Below are 18232 nucleotides of genomic sequence, written 5' to 3' on the forward strand. Positions count from 1 at the left end.
TGGCTCCCAGACAAGCCGGGAAGTATAACGGTGAAGCTTACAGCCCACTGTAACCGGGCGTTCATAATCTAGATTTTGAACGCTGTCCGTACGCGTTCCGCGACTCCAGCCATAGTAACTCCACGAAGCCCCATGGCTTTCATGTCCACCTCCAGTGAGGGCATGACATCCAGAAACTGCCGCAAATCCTCTGCGATGCTTTCGGGCAGATCAAACTCTGAATCCGCAGAAAGAAGACGGGACAAAACAACAATATCCTTCAGGTGTTTACTGCTTTTGCGGCTAGCATTTGGCTCTGCGCACTCCGGGCGGCTGAGGTTGGTCCATGCCTGTGCTTTAAGCGGGATCAGTCGATCGACACCGATATAGGAAAGGTCCGCTGCGTCGTTGCGCCCCTCGACTATGAACGTGTAATAAGCCTCGTCGAGCAAAATTGCAGACAGATCGGACATCTCACCGTCTACAGGGACAGGGGTCAGATGAGCACCTTCCGGCAGCGATAAACCTTCGGGAGCCCGTGAGAATAACTCTAGAAGAACGGGGTAGCTGTCATCAGTGGGGTTGCCGAATCTGTAGCGCCTTGTCGGCCCATCAAGTTCGTAACGCTCCGTGTAACCGCCGCGCTTTACGAACGCCCAGAATTCACTTCCGAACACGTCATCCAAGGCTTCAATGATCAGGACGATATCCAGATCCCGGGTTGCCCGGAACGTGATGCCTGCGTCTTCGAGTGTCAGGCTGGCTGCAACGCCGCCGATGAGTACATAACGATCCACATAGCCGGCGAAGGCTCCGCGAAAGGTATCCAGTCCTTTTACCACTCTACCTTCTCCATCATTTCATCGAGGCTGATCTGGACTCTGTCGTCTGCGTCGTCCTTTAAGCTGAGGTAGAGAGACAGAGGGTCCACACTTTCGCTCGACACTGGAACACAGGTTTTGCCAAGAATGTGGTCGGGAGAGTAACTCCATATTTCGACCTCAAAAACGGGATCATCAAATCGACCGACTTCTTTGCGGCCGCCCCCCCTGACCTCCAGGTCCCACTCTTCTTTGGAAAACGCGATGATCGGTAGCGGGGGCTCCCCGAGCATGGAAGCTTTGCTGAGCGCAGACAGACCAGCCGCTCTCTGCACCAAAGGGGACCAATCAGAATACGTCACCCGTTTCACCGGGTTTTGCAACGCTGGAAGGGCTTTTTCCCAGATGACTTCTGGCGTCGCAACAAAGCGCCAGCGAGGCGGTTTGTCATTCGAGGCCGGCTCTATCAATCCGAACGATTGAAATTCTTTCATCGCTCTCGACATTGTCATTTTCGAGTACGCCTCCCCTCCCATCAGGTCTGCGCCTCGAAAGGAAAAGCCCTTATCCCACCCTCGGCTGATAGCCGCGATAAGCAATGCCTGGCTCGCCGGCCCCATGATTTGTTTATCAACTTGCCTGCTGCGAAAAAACTCACGCAGATCCATTCCAAGCTGTGGAGCGAAGAGTTGATTGCCGGGCACTACAAACTGAACCCCAGACCCGATGAGGCGTTTTCTTTCATATGATTTAAGTGCGCCGGTTGCATAAAGTATCGGGTGACCCACCATTTTTTGCAGAACTTCGATGTGCTTGCGGATCGTCGCAACGTTTTCGAAAGGCTCGTTAGCAAGCAATACGAGGCATTGCTGGTCGTAGAGCGTCACGATGTCGAAGGCGTATTCGTCCAGGAGATAAAACGGTAAACCTTTGGTTTTCCCCCAGCGCTTGATCTCGGGTTTAATCCCGAAAATCGATTCGAAGTAGTCTTGAATCTCTTGCCTGGTGGTCTTCATCTTGCCGCCTGATAACACATTTAATGCACAGTAACAGGCCAAATGTTACTGTTCAATAATTGCGTTACCAAAGCTTAGACTCAGTGCACGCCGTGTACATCGTCGAGGCGTGTCGCCAAGGCTTCACGCAGGGCGGGTAAAACTTCATCAATCGGCAGAGAAATCATGCTGGCTCCAAAACAGAGCGACGAGTATAACGGCGAACTGCTTGGCGTTAATCACGGTCCTAATTCATATAGACGCCCCTTCGTTTACCAAATGACTCAGGAGATTTCCTATGCGTGTTCCCTTTCGCCTGATTGGCGGTGTTTTGGTCGCCACCCTGCTCACCCAGGTGACCGCTTGCGGATCGATTTTCTACCCCGATCGCCGTGGGCAGATTGACGGCAAGATCGACCCGGCCATTGCGGCGCTGGATGCCGTGGGTCTGCTGTTCTACATCATTCCCGGCCTGATCGCGTTTGCCGTGGACTTCGCCACTGGCGCGATCTATTTCGAGCCTGGCCACACCGCGCAGGTGGCTCCGGAAAAACTCAAGGAAGCAATCGGCGCCGATGGCAAAGTCGATAACCACAAGTTGCAGACCATTCTCGAAACCGAGCTGGGCCGCAGCTTTCCGCTGGACGACCCTCGCCTGATTCAACACAAGGGCAGCGCCCAGCAACTGGCCATGTTCGGCCTGCAACCTGCCGCGTAACCCGTGCATGTAAAGGAATAGCCGCACCTATGATCTCCAGCTCCGAACACGCCCGCCTGCTGCGGCTGGCGACCCGCGCCTCGGTGGCGGTGGCGTGTACGCTGATCGTCGCCAAAGCCATCGCCTGGTGGTTGAGCGGTTCGGTGAGCATGCTCGCCGGGTTGACCGATTCGACACTCGACGGCGTTACCTCGCTGCTCAACTTGCTGGCGGTGCATTACGCCTTGCGCCCGGCCGATGACGATCACCGTTACGGGCATGGCAAGGCCGAGTCGCTGGCGGGCATGGCGCAAGCGTTGTTCATCGGCGGCAGTGCGGTGCTGATTGCCTTGCAGGCGATCGAGCGGCTGAAACATCCGGAACCGGTGGGCGCGCCGTGGATCAGCATTGGGGTGATTGTGTTCTCCCTGGTGCTGACCCTGGCTCTGTTGATGTTGCAACATCGGGTGGTCAAGGCCACCGGTTCCAACGCGGTGCGCGCCGACTCCCTGCATTACCGCTCGGACATGCTGCTCAATGGCAGCATTCTGCTGGCGCTGGTGTTGGCCGGGCTGGGATGGCATCAGGTCGACCCTTGGTTCGGGCTGGGAATCGCTGCGTACATTTTCTGGAGCGCAATTCAGATCGCCCGGGAAAGCTTTACGGTGCTGATGGATGAGGAGCTGCCGCCGGATGTCAGCCAGCACATGCTCGAACTGGCCTGCGGCGTTCCGGGGGTGTTGGGCGCGCATGACCTGCGCACGCGAATTTCCGGCAATCAATGGTTCGTGCAATTGCATCTGGAATTGCCAGGGGATCTGACCCTGTCAGTCGCCCACGGCATCAGCGATCAGGCCGCTGACGCGATTCACGCCGCCTACCCGCGAGCCGAAGTGCTGGTGCACGCCGACCCGCAGGAAGTGGTACTGGCGGCAAGGACTCAGAAGGAAACCTGATAACCGCGACTGCTCAGGCAATTGCCCTGGGCCTGTCGGTAAGCTTGCACCACCGAAGGGTCTGGCTGGTAAGTGGCCGTCCGAGGATTGAAGCCACTCTGCTGCACCGCATATTGATAGCACTCGTAACCGTCCTGGTTGACCTGCTCCGGCGACTGGCCGTTAGCCGGATAGGCCTCCACGTCGTAACTGTTGCTGACCGGTTGCGGTTGCGACTGCATCGGCGGCTCGACCACCACGTAGTCCTGAGTGTTTTCCTGATAGGCGTAATACGAACCCGCCGCCAGGAACAGCAGCGCCCCGCCGATCCACACCTCCCGTGCGTAGTCAGGCAAGTAGCTGACCCGAATCCCGCGCGGCGGTTGAACCACCACATAACGCGGGCCTTGCGGGCGATACCAGTAGCCGCCGGAATAGAAATAATCCCGACCGCCATAAGGCACGCGGTAGTCACGGTCCGGGAAGCGGTCGATCACATGACCCGGGCGATACTGCGGGCCGGGGCCCCAGCCATTACCGTGCCCGTCCGGGCGACCGGCCCAACGGCGATCATCGGGACGCGAACCGTTGTTCTGCCAGTGCTGGTTGTAATCGTTGCGTCGCGGAACGTCCTGATAATAACCACGCTGCGGCTCCTGGGTCTGGCGCACGGTGTCGGGCCGCCCCTGGATCGGCAGGTCATTGGCCGGTAGCTGCGGCGGTGGCGGCGGTGGGCGAACAGGATTGTTGTAGTTGGGCTGCTGACGGTTCTGCCACTGGCCGTTGTTCTGATTCTGGTTGTTCTGATTCTGGCCGTTGTGCTCGAACTGGCGGCTGTTGTCGCCACGAATGATGTCGTTGTTCTGCGGGCGCGGCTGATTATTGCCGCCATGCCCCTGATTGTTGCCCTGATGGCCGTCCGATCCACGTTGTCCGCCTTCGGGGCCACGGTTTTGCTGATCATCGGCCAGCGATTGCGCAGTGACACTTACACACAGCAAACCAACACCGGCCAAACGCCAGATGCGCGACTTCATGCTTTTCCTCACTGCGGGTTAGAGCCTGTACGTAAGACTGGGAAAGTACAGGGCGGTTCTGCAACAGGTTATCAGTCGCGCAACTTATTTATTGAGGGCTGCCTACAAATTCCAGGCAAAAGAAAAGGGAGACCCGTCGGCCTCCCTTTGAGAACTTCGTCCGTGCTCGACGCTTATGACGTCGGCTCACCTCACGCCGTCTTCTGGACAGTGTGTAGCTCGGGGGCCGGCACATCCCCGGTGGGGGTGGCGGCCGCCGCTGGCTTGATTCGGCGAGCGGCTGTGGACTGTTTGTCCGAGCAGTGATTCTGGCGATAAGAATACGCCGCAGGCGTCGGCAGAGGATTGCGAAGATTGCTCAATTAAACATCACTTGCGCAATTTTTAACCCTGGATAGATAATCTGCCGCAATAGTTATGACAAAGGCCTGATTGATGAGCAAACTCGACCGATACGACTTGAGCATTTTGGCGGAATTGCAGCGTGACGCGCGCATCTCTAACCAGGAGCTGGCCGAACGCATCGGCCTGTCGCCTTCGCCTTGCTCGCGCCGGGTCAAGCAACTGGAAGACGACGGCTACATCACTCGCCAGGTGGCGCTGCTGGATCGCAAGATGCTCGGTTTGAGCCTCACTGCCTACGTGCTGATCGGCATGGACCGACATACGCCGGAGCGTTTCGAGAACTTTGAAGCCGCGATTCGCACGTTGCCTCAGGTGCTGGAATGCAGTTTGGTCACGGGGATGGATGCGGATTATCAGCTTAAAGTCGTCGTGCCAGACATGGATCACTATCAAAAGCTGCTGCTCGGGCACTTGACCCGGATTGAAGGGGTGACCAGCGTTCGTTCGAGTTTTGTGTTGAATCAGGTGTTGAACAGTACTGAGTTGCCGTTGACTCATTTGCGTAGCTGAGGACGCCTTCGCGGGGAAGCCCGCTCCCACAAGGTTTAGTGTTGATCGCAATAGTGTGACCGACACAAAACCTGTGGGAGCGGGCTTGCCCGCGAAGGGGCCGGCACAGGCGACGAATAGCTGCGACACACTGCCGCAGGTCAATCTTCCACCACTCCTCCATGCCGTATACTCCAGCGCCTTTTATCCCCACCCGCGCTGGAGAAATTCAATGGATCCTGCCGTATTCGAAGAGTGGATGATGACCGGACTGGTCAGCATTCTGATCATTTTCATGGGTTTCATCGTCTGGGACCTGGCGAAGAAATCCAAAGCCGGACGCTTTGGCTCGATCATTCTGTTCTCCGTACTGGGGCTGGGTGTGGCCGCGTTCGTGATCAAAAGCGTGGTGATCGGCCTGATCGAATCCGGCGCGTTATAAGCGCGCCGGCACTTCCTTCCACTGGCCCTGATCGAGCCCTTCGATCGTCCAGTCGCCAATCCTCACCCGCACCAGCCGCAACGTCGGCAAGCCGACTGCCGCCGTCATGCGCCGTACCTGACGGTTGCGCCCCTCGCGAATCACCAATTCCAGCCAACTGGTCGGCACGCTTTTGCGAAAGCGCACCGGCGGATTGCGAGGCCACAGCTCAGGCTCATCCAGTTGCCGCGCTTCGGCCGGCAGGGTCATGCCGTCGTTGAGTTCGACGCCGTCACGCAAACGCTGCAACTGTTCAGCGCTCGGTTCGCCCTCCACTTGCACCCAGTAAGTCTTGGCCAATTTGTGTTTCGGGTCGGCGATTCGCGCTTGAAGCTGGCCATCGTTGGTCAGCAGCAGCAAACCTTCACTGTCACGGTCCAGCCGTCCTGCCGGGTAAATCCCCGGAATCTCGATGTAATCCTTAAGCGTCGCCCGCCCTCCTTCGTCGCTGAACTGCGTCAGCACGTCGAACGGTTTGTTGAACAGGATCAGCTTCGGCTCGGCCGGTGGCGCTTTGGCGACACGGCGCGGGGCTGATGGCGGGTTGTTCGGGCCAGGGCGGCGAGAAACGGGACGTGGAGGACGAGACATGGGAAAAGGAACATCTAACGGTCAGGGCTGCTAATGCTAGTGCCCCGACCGCCAAATGACCATGACAAACCGTTAGCGGAACGGCGGCTCGTCGAAGCTGCGCAGTTTGCGCGAGTGCAGCGAGTTGAGTTCGGTGCGCAACAGATCCACCGCCTCGATGCCGATCTTCAAGTGCTGGCTGACCGCACGTTCGTAGAAGGCGTTGGCCGAACCCGGCAGCTTTATTTCGCTGTGCAGCGGTTTGTCCGAAACGCAGAGCAACGTGCCGTACGGCACCCGCAAGCGGTAACCCTGGGCCGCAATGGTGCCGCTTTCCATGTCCACCGCTACGGCGCGAGACAGGTTGATCAGCGGACGTTCCTGAGCCCAGCGCAATTCCCAGTTACGGTCGTCGTAGGTCAACACGGTGCCGGTGCGCAGGCGTTTCTTCAGCTCGTCGCCCTTCTCGCCGGTGATGTTGGCCGCTGCTTGCTGCAAGGCCATCTGCACTTCGGCCAGGGCCGGGATTGGAATGTTCGGCGGCACAACCCGGTCGAGAATCCCGTCGCGACGCATGTAGGCGTGAGCCAGCACGTAGTCGCCAATGGTCTGCGACTGACGCAAGCCGCCGCAGTGGCCGATCATCAGCCAGCAATGAGGACGCAGCACGGCCAAGTGGTCGGTGATGTTCTTGGCGTTGGACGGGCCGACGCCGATGTTCACCAGGGTCACACCATGGCCATCGGTTGCGATCAGGTGATAGGCCGGCATTTGATAGCGGTGCCAAACCACACCAGCAGCAATGGCCGAGGCCTCACCGTGGTCCATGCTCTTTTCGATGATCACGTTGCCCGGCAACACCATGCGAACGAAACGCGGGTCGCTGCGCAACTGTTCCAGGCCATGGACGATGAACTGGTCGACATAGCGGTGGTAGTTGGTCAACAGAATCCACGGCTGCACATGACGCCAGTCGCTGCCGGTGTAATGCACCAGACGGCGCAGCGAGAAGTCCACTCGCGCGGCATCGAACAGCGCCAGTGGCAGCGGATCGGTGTTTTCCCAATCGTACAGACCATCGGCAATGCCGTCGGTCGCGGCCGACAGGTCTGTACTCGGGAACACCCGCGCCAGCACGGCAGCGGTGACGCCGGAACCGGCCAGCTCATCGCCCTGCTCGACCACGTATGGATAAGGAATGTTTTGCTGGCTGATGCCGACTTCCACAGTCACGGTGAAGTCGTGCATCAACGGCACGAGTTGCTCCAGCAGGTATTTACGGAAAGCCGCCGGATGGGTGACGGTGACGCTGTAGGTTCCCGGCAACTGAACCTTGGCATAGGCGCGCGTGGTCTGCGGGACTTCGCCCTGGCAGTGGTAAGTCAGACGCAGTTCGGGATAACGAAACATCGCACGCTGTTCGGCGTCCGGTTCAACTCGGTCCTTGAGATAACGCTTGAGCGCCTGGTTCAGCGCGGTGGTTGCACGATTGTGCAAAAGCGCAAGCCGGTCCACGGCTTGCTCGGCGGTTTGAACGACAATAAAAGCTTCGGTCACGATCAGCATCCTGTGTTCTGACTTGCAGAGCTTCATCTTGCCTGCATCATCGCTTCACGGGAACAGCGGTTGTTACACAAATGCCAAGTCCAGCGCAGATCCATTGTGGGAGCGGGCTTGCTCGCGAAAGCGGTTCAACATTCAACAGATTTGCTGGCTGACAGTCCGCCTTCGCGAGCAAGCCCGCTCCCACATGTGCTCAGTGTCGTTCACGAAGCCGTGGTCAAAACTCTTGAGGCGTGGACCGGGCGACAATCGCTTCCACCTCCAGCCCACGCGGCAACGCGCCATACACCCGACCGGCCGAGCCAAGGCGGCTGGCGATGAATGCGTCGCTGACCGCCGAGTTGCCGGCCTCCACCAACAGCCTGGCCTGAAGCCCCAGCGCGATGTCTTCGGTGAGCTGTCGCGCGCGGTATTGAATGTCGCCGGTGTCCTTGAACGCCGCCTGCAACTGGCCGATGTGCGCGGCCAAGCGTTTATCGCCATGACCATCACCCAACTCACTGAACAACACATCAAGCACGCCCGGTTCCTTCGACAACGCTCGCAGCACGTCCAGGCATTGCACGTTGCCGGAACCTTCCCACGTCGAATTGACCGGCGCCTCACGGTACAGGCGCGGCAGGATGCTTTCCTCGACATAGCCCGCACCGCCCATGCATTCGGCGGCTTCATTGATCATTGCCGGCGCGCGCTTGCAGATCCAGTACTTGCCCACCGCCGTCACCAGCCGGGCGAATTTGGCTTCATGGCTGTCATCCAGATGATCCAGCGCCTTGCCCATTCGCAGACTCAAGGCCAGAGCCGCTTCGCTTTCCAACGCCAGATCGGCCAGTACGTTCTGCATCAACGGCTGTTCGCTGAGCAACTTGCCGCCGACCATACGGTGTGCGCAGTGATGGCTGGCCTGGGTCAGCGCCTGACGCATCAAGGCGCTTGAACCGACCATGCAATCGAAGCGAGTCATGGCAACCATTTCAATGATGGTCGGAACGCCGCGCCCTTCTTCGCCGACCATCCACGCCAGCGCCCCGCGGAACTCCACCTCGCTGGAGGCATTGGAGCAATTGCCGAGTTTGTTCTTCAGCCGCTGGATGTAGAACTGGTTGCGCGTGTCGTCCGGGCGATGGCGCGGCAGCAGGAAACAGGTCAAACCCTTGTCGGTCTGCGCCAGCGTAAGGAAGGCATCGCACATTGGCGCGGAACAGAACCACTTGTGCCCCACCAACTCATAGGCCTGGCCCGGGCCGCTCGCACCAACCGGGTACGCCTTGGTGGTATTGGCCCGCACGTCGGTACCGCCCTGTTTCTCGGTCATCGCCATGCCGATGGTGACCCCGGCCTTATGGGCCATGCCGACATTGCGCGGGTCGTATTCGGTCGAGAGGATTTTCGGCAGCCACTGCCTGGCCAGATCCGGTTGCAAACGCATCGCCGGGACGCTGGCGAAGGTCATGGTCAAGGGGCACCCACTTCCGGCTTCGGCCTGGCTGTGCAGATAGGTCATGGACGCACGAGCCACATGAGCACCGGGTTGCGGATCCGCCCAGGGCAACGAGGTCAGACCGTGTTCGACCGCCGTGCGCATCAACTCGTGATAGGCCGGGTGAAATTCCACCAGGTCGATGCGATGGCCATAACGGTCATGGCTGACGAACACCGGTTTGTTCTGATTGGCCAGGAACCCTGCTTCCATCAGCGGCCCGCCGGCCAGTGCGCCATACGCGTCGATCCGCGACTCGGCCCAACCGGCACCAAAACGCCGCGACCACTCCTGCAAGGGCAGGTCGATGCGGTAGAGGTTGGTGCCGTCCAGCGACGGTGGCTGGTTGGTGACTTCGTGGGTTTCAGCGAACTGATGCAGGTTCATGACGGGGCTCCTTTGGTCAGCCAGGCGTTCAGTTAAGCACCGCCCCCTGACCGAACAAAGTGTCATACCCGCCTAAATGTCGGCGCTTTCGCCTTGCCCCGAACACAGTACCCGCCGATACAGCGCCGCTTGCAAATCCTCGAATTTCACCGGCTTGCTCAGGTAGTCGATCAAGGCGCCGGTAGGGCAGCGCTCCCGATCGGCACTCGCTGCAATCACGAACACTGGCAATTCGGCGCAGCCCGGCAAGGCGCGGATCTGGCAGCAAAGGGAGCTGCCACCCTGCGGCTGCGACTGACAATCGAGCAGCACCGCGTCGAAGGTTTCTCTCTGCAAGAGATCAAGCGCGGCGGCTGCGCCGTCGGTAGCGCGTACCCGGAACCCGAGCTTGAGCAACATGCCACGCATCACCAATTGATTGATGCTGTTGTCATCCACCAGCAGCACCGTGCAGTCCTGGGGCAATCGAAGGCGCGCAAACGCGCCGGTCATCAAGGGCACTGCCGGCCGCTCGACCACGGGCAGTTCGAACTCGACGTCCAACTGGAAGCGGCTACCACTGCCTGGCTCGGATCGATGGGTCAGGCGCCCGCCGAGCAATTCGACCAGTTGCCGACAGATCGCCAGGCCAACCCCCAGTCCACCGTATTCGCGGGTCATGGAACCGTCGAGCTGGAAGAAGCGCTGATACATCGTCGCCTCGCCCAGATCGGTGAAGCCGATGCCGGTGTCGATCACCGCAAACGACAACGACACCCGACCGTTTTCCACCGGTTTGCCCGTCACGCGCAGGGCCAGCCCGCCGACCCGGGTGAACTTGATGGCGTTGTCCAGCAGGCATTCGAGGCATTGCGCCAGCTTGGCGCTGTCACCGCTCAAGCGATCCGGCAGGCCGGGCGCAACTTCGACTTTGAAGTCCAGCGACTTGCTTGAAGCATTGCCCTCGAACTGCGCGCGCAAGGTCTCGACCACGCCGCGCAGACTGAACGTTGCCGGGCTGACCTTGAGCTTGCCGGCCTGCAACTCGGTGAGGGTCAGGATGCCGTTGACCATGCGCATCATGTCCCGCGCAGATCCGGCGGCGGTTTGCTGGTATTGCTCCAGTTCCGGGTCCATCTCGACGGTCTGCATCAATTCAAGCGAACCGATCACACCGTTCATGGGCGTGCGCAATTCGTGGGTCAGGGTGGCGAGGAATTCGTCCTTGAGCTTGTTACTGTGGGCCAGTTGCTGGTTCAGCACTTCGAGCTTCTGACCGGCATCGAACAGTGTCTGCGCCTGCTGCTCGCGCATGGCGTTGATGCGGTCGGCCAGGGCCAGGGACAGCAACGCCACTTCGATGGCCGAACCGATCTGGCTGGAATACATGGTCAGGAACACGTTCGGCAGGTAACCCAACACCATCATGGTGTTGACGATGCCGCCGAGCAGGAAGGCCGACCAGGCGATGATGAAATACCGCGCCACCCGCAGGCCTCGCAGCCAGGCGCACAAACCGGCGATGAAAATCACCACGGTGAAAACCAGCGCCAAGGCTGTCGCCAGACGCAAGGCCAGGGCATAGCTGGCCATCAATGACAACCCGATCACCACCGCACTGAACGCAATTAGCGCCAACAATAAACGGTCGAGCCAGCGACCGTAGCTGGCCGTCTGCAAGAAGCTACGGGCGAACTGGCTGCCGAACAGTCCTGCGCAACCGATGAAGAACGGCGTCGCGGCGTTGGCCCACCACGGATTGTCCGGCCAGAAATATTCCACGGCTGCGCCGTTTACCGACAGCTGATACAGGCCGAATGAAGCGATGTAGAAAATGTAATAGAGGTAGCTGGTGTCGCGCACGCTGAGGTAGATGAACAGGTTGTAGACCAGCATCCCCAACAACACGCCGTAGATCAGCCCCAGCACATAAAGGCGGACCGGCTGTTCTTCGAGGTAAGCGGTGCTCGACCACAAGGTCACCGGCGCCTGGATAGACCCTTGGCTTTGCAGGCGCAGGTACACGGTTTGCGCCTGGTCTGGCGTGAAATTCAGATCGAACAGGTAGTTGTTCTGGCGCAGTTCGCGACTGGCGAACGGCAACGCATCACCTGTTTGCCGGGCCAATCGAAAATCACCGCCAGCATCGGGCAAGTAGAGATCGAGGTGATCGAGGGGCGGATAGGCCAGTTCGAGCAGCCAGGTCCGTTGCGCCGCCGGGTTGCTCGGACGGTAATGCAGATCGATTTTCAGCCAGAACGCCGAACGTGAATAACCGGCGTTGAGGGTGGCTTTATCATGGGGCTTGAAGTTACCGGCAGCGGCTTGCGCACGAACATCGGCGATGGTCGCTTGACCGCCCGCGTCTTCGTACACCTGCAGGGCCCGGCCCAAGGGAAGGCTCTGAGTGAATTCATCGAATTCGACGGCGCTCGCCATGAGGGGCAAGCACAACAGCAATATCAGCAAATAGCGCATTTAAGCCCCAGCGTGGCCTGTCCGGTTATCTCAGGAAGCCCCTCATTCCCTTTGAGTAGACGTAAAACCGGTATTACATGTTATTGGTTTGGATCCACTCTAGCATAGCCGTTGATGGCCATTGAGCACCATTGAAATTTTTCCTGCAAAGGCTCTAGTACGGGCGTTCCAGCGGCAGTATTGGGGCGGATCGATTTATACGGTCAGCTTGTAACAATGCATCGGCCGCTTCACCCATTCCTGTAGCAGCTGGCGCAGCCTGCGTCCGGCTGCGAAGCAGTCGTAAAACCGGCATACACGGATCACCGGACATACCGCACTGCCTGATTACACGACTGCTCCGCAGCCGAACGCAGGCTGCGCCAGCTGCTACAAGTCCGTCTCATGACTCGTCGGTCGTCTGGTGGTAAGCTCGCGCACCATGAATATCTACAGCTCTCGCCCCGTTGTCCTCTGTCTCTCCGGCCACGACCCAAGTGGTGGCGCCGGCTTGCAGGCAGATATCGAAGCCCTGCTCGCCCAGGGTTGTCATGCGGCCCCGGCCGTCACCGCCCTGACCGTGCAAGACACGGTCAACGTCACTGACTTTCGCGTGCTCGACCGCGAGTGGGTGCTGGCCCAGGCCAACGCCGTGCTCAACGACTCCGAAGTCGCTGCCGTGAAACTGGGCATGCTCGGTTCCCTGGAGATGGTCGACACTGTCGTCGAACTGCTCTCGGCGCACCCGCACTTGCCGGTGGTCTGCGACCCGGTGCTGCGCGCTGGTGGCGGCGGACGCCTGGGCAAGGATGAAGTCGGCTACGCCATGCGCGAACGCCTGTTGCCCCTGTCCATCATCGCCACCCCTAACCTTCCCGAAGCCCGCATCCTCGCCGAACTGCCGGAAGGCACCGCGGACGAGTGCGCTGAAAAACTCCTGCCGTTCGTCAAACACCTGCTGATCACCGGCGGTCATGGCGACGAACACGAAATCCACAATCGCCTGTACAGCCGCGACGGTCACCGCGAAACCTTTACCTGCCAACGCCTGCCTGGCAGTTATCACGGCTCCGGTTGCACCTTGGCCAGCGCCCTCGCCGGTCGTCTGGCCCAAGGTGAACATCTCGCCAGCGCCGTGCAGACCGCGCTTAACTACACTTGGCGTACCTTGCGTGATGCAGAGCAGTTGGGCAAAGGCCAGTTCGTGCCGCGTCGCCTGCCGCTGGATTTCTGTTCGTAACTTTCTATTCGCACTGCGGTGAGGCTTGTCCGATGAAACTACGTGGCCTGTACGCCATTACCGACAGCCAGTTGCTGGCCGGTAAATTTCTCTCGTACGTGGAGGCGGCGCTGGAAGGCGGCGTCACCCTGCTGCAATACCGCGACAAGAGCAGCGACGAGGCCCGGCGTTTGCGAGAGGCCGAAGCCCTGCGCGATCTATGCGACCGCTACAAGACTCAGCTGATCATCAACGACGACGCCGAGCTGGCCGCTCGCTTAAACGTTGGCGTACACCTGGGCCAGACCGATGGCCCGTTGTCTCCGACCCGCGCCCTGCTCGGCTCCAAGGCGATCATTGGTTCAACCTGCCACGCGCAACTCGAACTCGCCGAACAAGCGGCCAAGGAAGGCGCGAGCTATGTCGCCTTCGGTCGCTTCTTCAATTCCAATACCAAACCCGGCGTACCGACGTGCAGTCTTGAACTGCTCGACCAGGCCCGCAGCAAACTGCACCTGCCGATCTGTGCGATTGGCGGCATCACCCTGGACAATGCCGCGCCGCTGGTGGCCCACGGGGTCGACTTGCTGGCGGTGGTGCATGGTCTGTTTGGTGCCGACAGCACCGCTGAAGTGACGCGCCGTGCCCGCGCCTTTAATGAATTACTGAAAATCTGATTTGAGAGCCCGATCATGTCTCGTTCCGAAACCCTGTTTGCCAATGCCCAGAAACACATCCCCGGTGGCGTGAACTCGCCTGTTCGCGCATTCAAAAGCGTGGGCGGCACGCCGTTGTTTTTCAAACACGCGGAAGGCGCCTACGTCACTGACGAAGACGACAAGCGTTATGTGGATTACGTCGGCTCCTGGGGCCCGATGATTCTCGGGCACAGCCATCCGGATGTGCTGGACGCAGTGCGTAAACAGCTGGAACACGGCTTGTCCTACGGCGCCCCGACCGCGATGGAAACCGAGATGGCCGACCTGGTCTGCTCGATCGTGCCGTCGATGGAAATGGTGCGCATGGTCAGCTCCGGCACCGAAGCAACCATGAGCGCCATCCGCCTGGCCCGTGGTTTCACCGGTCGCGACAACATCATCAAGTTCGAAGGCTGCTACCACGGTCACTCCGACAGCCTGCTGGTCAAGGCCGGTTCCGGCGCCCTGACCCAAGGCGTGCCGAGCTCGGCCGGCGTGCCGGCGGACTTTGCCAAGCACACCCTGACTCTGCCGTTCAACGACATCGACGCGGTCGAAGCCATGCTCGCCGACGTCGGCCACGACGTGGCCTGCATCATCGTCGAGCCGGTGGCCGGCAACATGAACTGCGTTCCGCCGGCGCCAGGTTTCCTCGAAGGCCTGCGGACCCTGTGCGACAAGCACGGCGTGGTGCTGATTTTCGACGAAGTGATGACCGGTTTCCGTGTTGCCCTCGGCGGCGCCCAAGCGCACTTCGGCGTGACGCCGGACCTGAGCACTTTCGGCAAGATCATCGGTGGTGGCATGCCGGTCGGCTGCTTCGGCGGCAAGCGCGAAATCATGTCGCACATCGCGCCACTGGGCCCGGTGTATCAGGCTGGCACCTTATCGGGCAACCCGCTGGCGATGGCTGCGGGCCTGACCACGTTGCGTCTGATCAGCCGCCCCGGTTTCCACGACGAGCTGAGCGACTACACCAGCCGCCTGCTCGATGGCCTGCAACAGCGCGCCGATGCCGCGGGCATTCCGTTCGTGACCACGCAGGCCGGCGGTATGTTTGGCCTGTACTTCAGCGGTGCCGATGACATCGTGACCTTCGATGACGTGATGGCCAGCGACGCCAAGCTGTTCGGTCGTTTCTTCCACTTGATGCTCGAAGGCGGCGTGTACCTGGCGCCAAGCGCTTTCGAAGCCGGCTTCACCTCGATCGCTCATGGCGAAACAGAGTTGAAACTGACGCTGGATGCCGCCGAACGTGCATTCGCCGCACTGAAATAACGTTGTGCCCGCTGACGTTGGCGATTGCCAGCGTCAGCTTTTACCTGGATTTCCCCCCTTATTCCTGTGCTTCTGCTAATAATCCTCCGCAAATGGGGCGATATATTCCCCGCGCAGCAGAAAAACGAGTAAAGACTTTGTAAGGTTGGCCCTGCTTATTTCATAATGCGCGCTTATTGGATCCCCTCGATGGGTCCGCGCGCCCTTCAGAGGTAAGTCGATTCCCATGAACCGCACCGGCCGCGCCCTTTCACTGGGCTGCCTGTTGCTCCTTCAGCCCCTGCTCGCGCTCGCACAAGCAGGCGGCAACTCGTTGTTAATCCCAGCGATGGGTCGCTGCACCCTCAATACTCAGCCGCAAGACCTGACGCAAGCGCTCGCCGCCTGCCAGAAAGCGTCGGATGAAGGGGATGCGCAAGCGCAATACGAGTTGGGTGAGTTCTACTACGACGGCAAAAACACCCCGCGCGACCTCAAGATAGCCCTGGGCTACTTCGAAAAGGCCTCGCTGCAAGGTCACGCCCAGGCGCAATTCAAACTCGGCACCATGTTCTTCCACGGCGAAGGCGTGCCGGCCAATAACGTTCAGGCGTATATCGTGCTGAAAATGGCCGCGGTCAATGGCGCTGAAGATGCGTTGGATACGGCAGATGAAGTCGCCGAGAAGATGCCGCGCGAAGATCTGGAAGTCGCCACCCAGGTGCTGGGGCAAATCTTCCGTAAATATCTGATGGAATTGCAGAGCGCCGATGGGCGTACGCCGTTTTCGCCTCTTCCCTGATTCCTGCTTTGTTTCGACTGGCCCCTTCGCGAGCAAGCCCGCTCCCACATTTAACCGCGTTCCAACATAAGGACTCGGTCTACTGTGGGAGCGGGCATGCTCGCGAATGGGGACAACTCGGTCTTGAAGCTTACTTCTCAGGCATCGGCATCGGAAACGGCATGACATTGCCGACCGCGCCGCGGGCTTCGCTGATTTTCGGTGTGCCCAGGCGTTCCACTTCGTCGATACGCACAATCGAATGCATCGGCACGAAACTGCGCACCACGCCCTCGAACTGAGCTTTCAACTTCTCTTCGCTCGGATCGACGACGACTTGCGTGCGCTCGCCAAAGACGAACTCTTCCACTTCCAAAAAGCCCCACAGATCACTTTGATAGATCTGCTTGGCATACATTTCGTACACCTGGCCCTGGTTGAGGAAAATCACCTTGTAGATTGGGGCTTCACGTTTGGTCATGGTGGGCGGGCAACACATCGGGGGATAAAAATGAGGGCGCGAACTATAGCATAGCCGCCGGACGCACAGCGGTAGGAACCTGGGGACATGTTCCCTATAATGCGCGGTTCTTTGAATCACGTGATGACTGTATCCATGGCCAAGAAGCTTTACATCGAAACCCACGGTTGCCAGATGAACGAGTACGACAGCTCGCGCATGGTCGATCTGCTGGGTGAACATCAGGCCCTGGAAGTCACCGCTCGCGCTGAAGACGCCGACGTGATCCTGCTCAACACCTGCTCCATCCGCGAACGCGCCCAGGACCGGGTGTATTCCCAGCTCGGCCGCTGGCGTGAACTGAAACTGGCCAACCCGGACATGGTGATCGCCGTCGGCGGTTGCGTGGCCAGCCAGGAAGGCGCCGCCATCCGCGATCGCGCCCCGTACGTTGACGTGGTCTTCGGCCCGCAAACCCTGCACCGACTGCCGGAGATGATCGACGCCGCACGCGCCACCAAGCTGCCGCAAGTCGACGTCTCGTTCCCGGAAATCGAAAAATTCGACCATTTGCCCGAGCCGCGCATCGACGGCCCGAGCGCTTATGTGTCGGTCATGGAAGGCTGCAGCAAGTACTGCACATTCTGCGTGGTGCCTTATACCCGCGGCGAAGAGGTCAGCCGGCCGTTTGATGACGTGATTGCCGAGATCATGCACCTGGCCGAACACGGCGTGCGCGAAGTGACGTTGCTGGGTCAGAACGTCAACGGCTATCGCGGGACCACCCACGACGGGCGCCTGGCCGATCTCGCCGAGTTGATCCGCGTGGTGGCCGCCGTCGATGGCATCGACCGGATTCGCTACACCACCTCGCATCCGCTGGAATTCTCCGACAGCCTGATCCAGGCCCACGCCGATGTGCCGGAACTGGTGAAACACCTGCACTTGCCGGTGCAATCGGGTTCGGACCGCATTCTCTCGGCGATGAAACGCAACCACACCGCGCTGGAATACAAATCCAAACTGCGCAAACTGCGCGCCGCCGTGCCGGGGATCTGCATCAGCTCGGACTTCATCGTCGGCTTCCCGGGCGAGACCGAGAAAGACTTCGAACAGACCATGAAGCTGATCGAAGACGTCGGTTTCGACTTCTCCTACTCGTTCGTCTATAGCCAGCGCCCGGGCACTCCGGCCGCCGATCTGGCCGATGAAACGCCGGAAGAGTTGAAAAAGGAACGCCTTAACGCGCTGCAACATCGCTTGAACCAGCAAGGTTTCGAGATCAGCCGACAAATGGTCGGGTCGATCCAGCGGATTCTGGTCACCGATTATTCGAAAAAGGACCCCGGCGAGCTGCAAGGCCGGACCGAGAATAACCGGATCGTCAACTTCCGCTGCGACAATCCGACCTTGATCGGCCAGTTCGCCGATGTGCACATCGATGCCGCACAGCCGCACTCGCTGCGGGGCTCGCTGATTCAATAACCGCAGCAGATCAATGTGGGAGCGGGCTTGCTCGGGAAGGCGGACTGACATTCAACA

The 18232-nt window shown here is 59.7% G+C and carries 17 protein-coding genes and 1 pseudogene; 9 read left to right on the forward strand and 9 right to left on the reverse strand.

Annotated elements, in window-relative coordinates; translation table 11 throughout:
- Positions 1-68: 68 nt before the first annotated feature.
- The 3 genes and pseudogenes from ACA072_RS25350 to ACA072_RS25360 form a co-directional block, all read right to left on the reverse strand.
- The gene (locus ACA072_RS25350; protein ID WP_497621331.1) at positions 69-821 is read right to left on the reverse strand and encodes a hypothetical protein; all 753 of its coding nucleotides are present in this window, start codon (positions 819-821) and stop codon (positions 69-71) included.
- Positions 815-1816 carry a hypothetical protein gene (locus ACA072_RS25355; RefSeq protein WP_497621333.1) on the reverse strand — a complete coding sequence of 334 codons (1002 nt, stop codon included), beginning with the start codon at positions 1814-1816 and terminating at the stop codon, positions 815-817. The genes ACA072_RS25350 and ACA072_RS25355 overlap by 7 nt, the downstream gene beginning before the upstream one ends.
- A gap of 95 nt (positions 1817-1911) precedes the next feature.
- Positions 1912-1983, reverse strand: a pseudogene (locus ACA072_RS25360) (DEAD/DEAH box helicase); the annotation flags it as partial.
- Between the two features lie 110 nt (positions 1984-2093).
- Here ACA072_RS25360 and pmcY point away from each other — a divergent pair.
- Positions 2094-2513 carry a periplasmic Zn2+ metallochaperone PmcY gene (gene pmcY, locus ACA072_RS25365; RefSeq protein ID WP_259156072.1) on the forward strand — a complete coding sequence of 140 codons (420 nt, stop codon included), beginning with the start codon at positions 2094-2096 and terminating at the stop codon, positions 2511-2513.
- Between the two features lie 29 nt (positions 2514-2542).
- Positions 2543-3448, forward strand: coding sequence for a cation diffusion facilitator family transporter (locus ACA072_RS25370; protein ID WP_497621334.1), 906 nt, complete (start codon positions 2543-2545; stop codon positions 3446-3448).
- Here the strand turns inward: ACA072_RS25370 and ACA072_RS25375 are convergent.
- Positions 3433-4464: a DUF6515 family protein gene (locus ACA072_RS25375; protein WP_497621335.1), complete on the reverse strand. Its 1032-nt coding sequence runs from the start codon at positions 4462-4464 to the stop codon at positions 3433-3435. The two genes, ACA072_RS25370 and ACA072_RS25375, sit on opposite strands and share 16 nt — an antisense overlap.
- Before the next feature lie 435 nt (positions 4465-4899).
- Here ACA072_RS25375 and ACA072_RS25380 point away from each other — a divergent pair, with 435 nt between their 5' ends.
- Together ACA072_RS25380 and ACA072_RS25385 are read left to right on the forward strand one after the other, a co-directional pair.
- Entirely contained in the window at positions 4900-5379 is a 480-nt protein-coding gene (locus ACA072_RS25380; RefSeq protein ID WP_007894448.1) for an Lrp/AsnC family transcriptional regulator, read from the forward strand.
- A 211-nt stretch (positions 5380-5590) separates the two neighbouring features.
- Positions 5591-5800 (forward strand): DUF2788 domain-containing protein, encoded by a 210-nt coding sequence (locus tag ACA072_RS25385; protein ID WP_438661370.1) that lies wholly within the window; start codon positions 5591-5593, stop codon positions 5798-5800.
- Here ACA072_RS25385 and ACA072_RS25390 read toward each other — a convergent pair.
- From ACA072_RS25390 to ACA072_RS25405, 4 genes are all read right to left on the reverse strand, one after another.
- The gene (locus tag ACA072_RS25390; protein WP_497621338.1) at positions 5795-6430 is read right to left on the reverse strand and encodes a pseudouridine synthase; all 636 of its coding nucleotides are present in this window, start codon (positions 6428-6430) and stop codon (positions 5795-5797) included. The two genes, ACA072_RS25385 and ACA072_RS25390, sit on opposite strands and share 6 nt — an antisense overlap.
- 72 nt (positions 6431-6502) lie before the next feature.
- Positions 6503-8002 carry an AMP nucleosidase gene (gene amn, locus ACA072_RS25395; RefSeq protein ID WP_461955841.1) on the reverse strand — a complete coding sequence of 500 codons (1500 nt, stop codon included), beginning with the start codon at positions 8000-8002 and terminating at the stop codon, positions 6503-6505.
- Positions 8003-8189: 187 nt separating this feature from the next.
- On the reverse strand, positions 8190-9839 hold the full coding sequence (locus ACA072_RS25400; RefSeq protein WP_497621340.1) for an acyl-CoA dehydrogenase family protein: 1650 nt from the start codon (positions 9837-9839) through the stop codon (positions 8190-8192).
- A 72-nt stretch (positions 9840-9911) separates the two neighbouring features.
- Positions 9912-12296: a hybrid sensor histidine kinase/response regulator gene (locus ACA072_RS25405; RefSeq protein ID WP_497621341.1), complete on the reverse strand. Its 2385-nt coding sequence runs from the start codon at positions 12294-12296 to the stop codon at positions 9912-9914.
- A gap of 421 nt (positions 12297-12717) precedes the next feature.
- On the opposite strand from ACA072_RS25405, the gene ACA072_RS25410 reads away from it, so the two are divergent.
- From ACA072_RS25410 to ACA072_RS25425, 4 genes are all read left to right on the forward strand, one after another.
- Positions 12718-13515, forward strand: a complete 798-nt coding sequence (locus tag ACA072_RS25410; protein WP_219096044.1) for a hydroxymethylpyrimidine/phosphomethylpyrimidine kinase — start codon at positions 12718-12720, stop codon at positions 13513-13515.
- Positions 13516-13547: 32 nt separating this feature from the next.
- Positions 13548-14171, forward strand: a complete 624-nt coding sequence (gene thiE, locus ACA072_RS25415; protein ID WP_497621344.1) for a thiamine phosphate synthase — start codon at positions 13548-13550, stop codon at positions 14169-14171.
- Between the two features lie 15 nt (positions 14172-14186).
- Positions 14187-15470 (forward strand): glutamate-1-semialdehyde 2,1-aminomutase, encoded by a 1284-nt coding sequence (gene hemL, locus ACA072_RS25420; protein ID WP_497621346.1) that lies wholly within the window; start codon positions 14187-14189, stop codon positions 15468-15470.
- A 226-nt stretch (positions 15471-15696) separates the two neighbouring features.
- Positions 15697-16251: a tetratricopeptide repeat protein gene (locus ACA072_RS25425; protein ID WP_461955846.1), complete on the forward strand. Its 555-nt coding sequence runs from the start codon at positions 15697-15699 to the stop codon at positions 16249-16251.
- A gap of 130 nt (positions 16252-16381) precedes the next feature.
- On the opposite strand, the gene ACA072_RS25430 is transcribed toward ACA072_RS25425, so the two are convergent.
- A complete protein-coding gene (locus ACA072_RS25430) occupies positions 16382-16711 on the reverse strand; it encodes a DUF1820 family protein (RefSeq protein ID WP_007894425.1) in 330 nt (109 codons plus the stop codon).
- Between the two features lie 135 nt (positions 16712-16846).
- Between ACA072_RS25430 and miaB the strand changes: the two genes are divergently transcribed.
- Positions 16847-18175, forward strand: coding sequence for a tRNA (N6-isopentenyl adenosine(37)-C2)-methylthiotransferase MiaB (gene miaB / locus ACA072_RS25435; RefSeq protein ID WP_497621348.1), 1329 nt, complete (start codon positions 16847-16849; stop codon positions 18173-18175).
- Positions 18176-18232: the final 57 nt, after the last annotated feature.

This window comes from Pseudomonas sp. LBUM1656 (assembly GCF_059716065.1).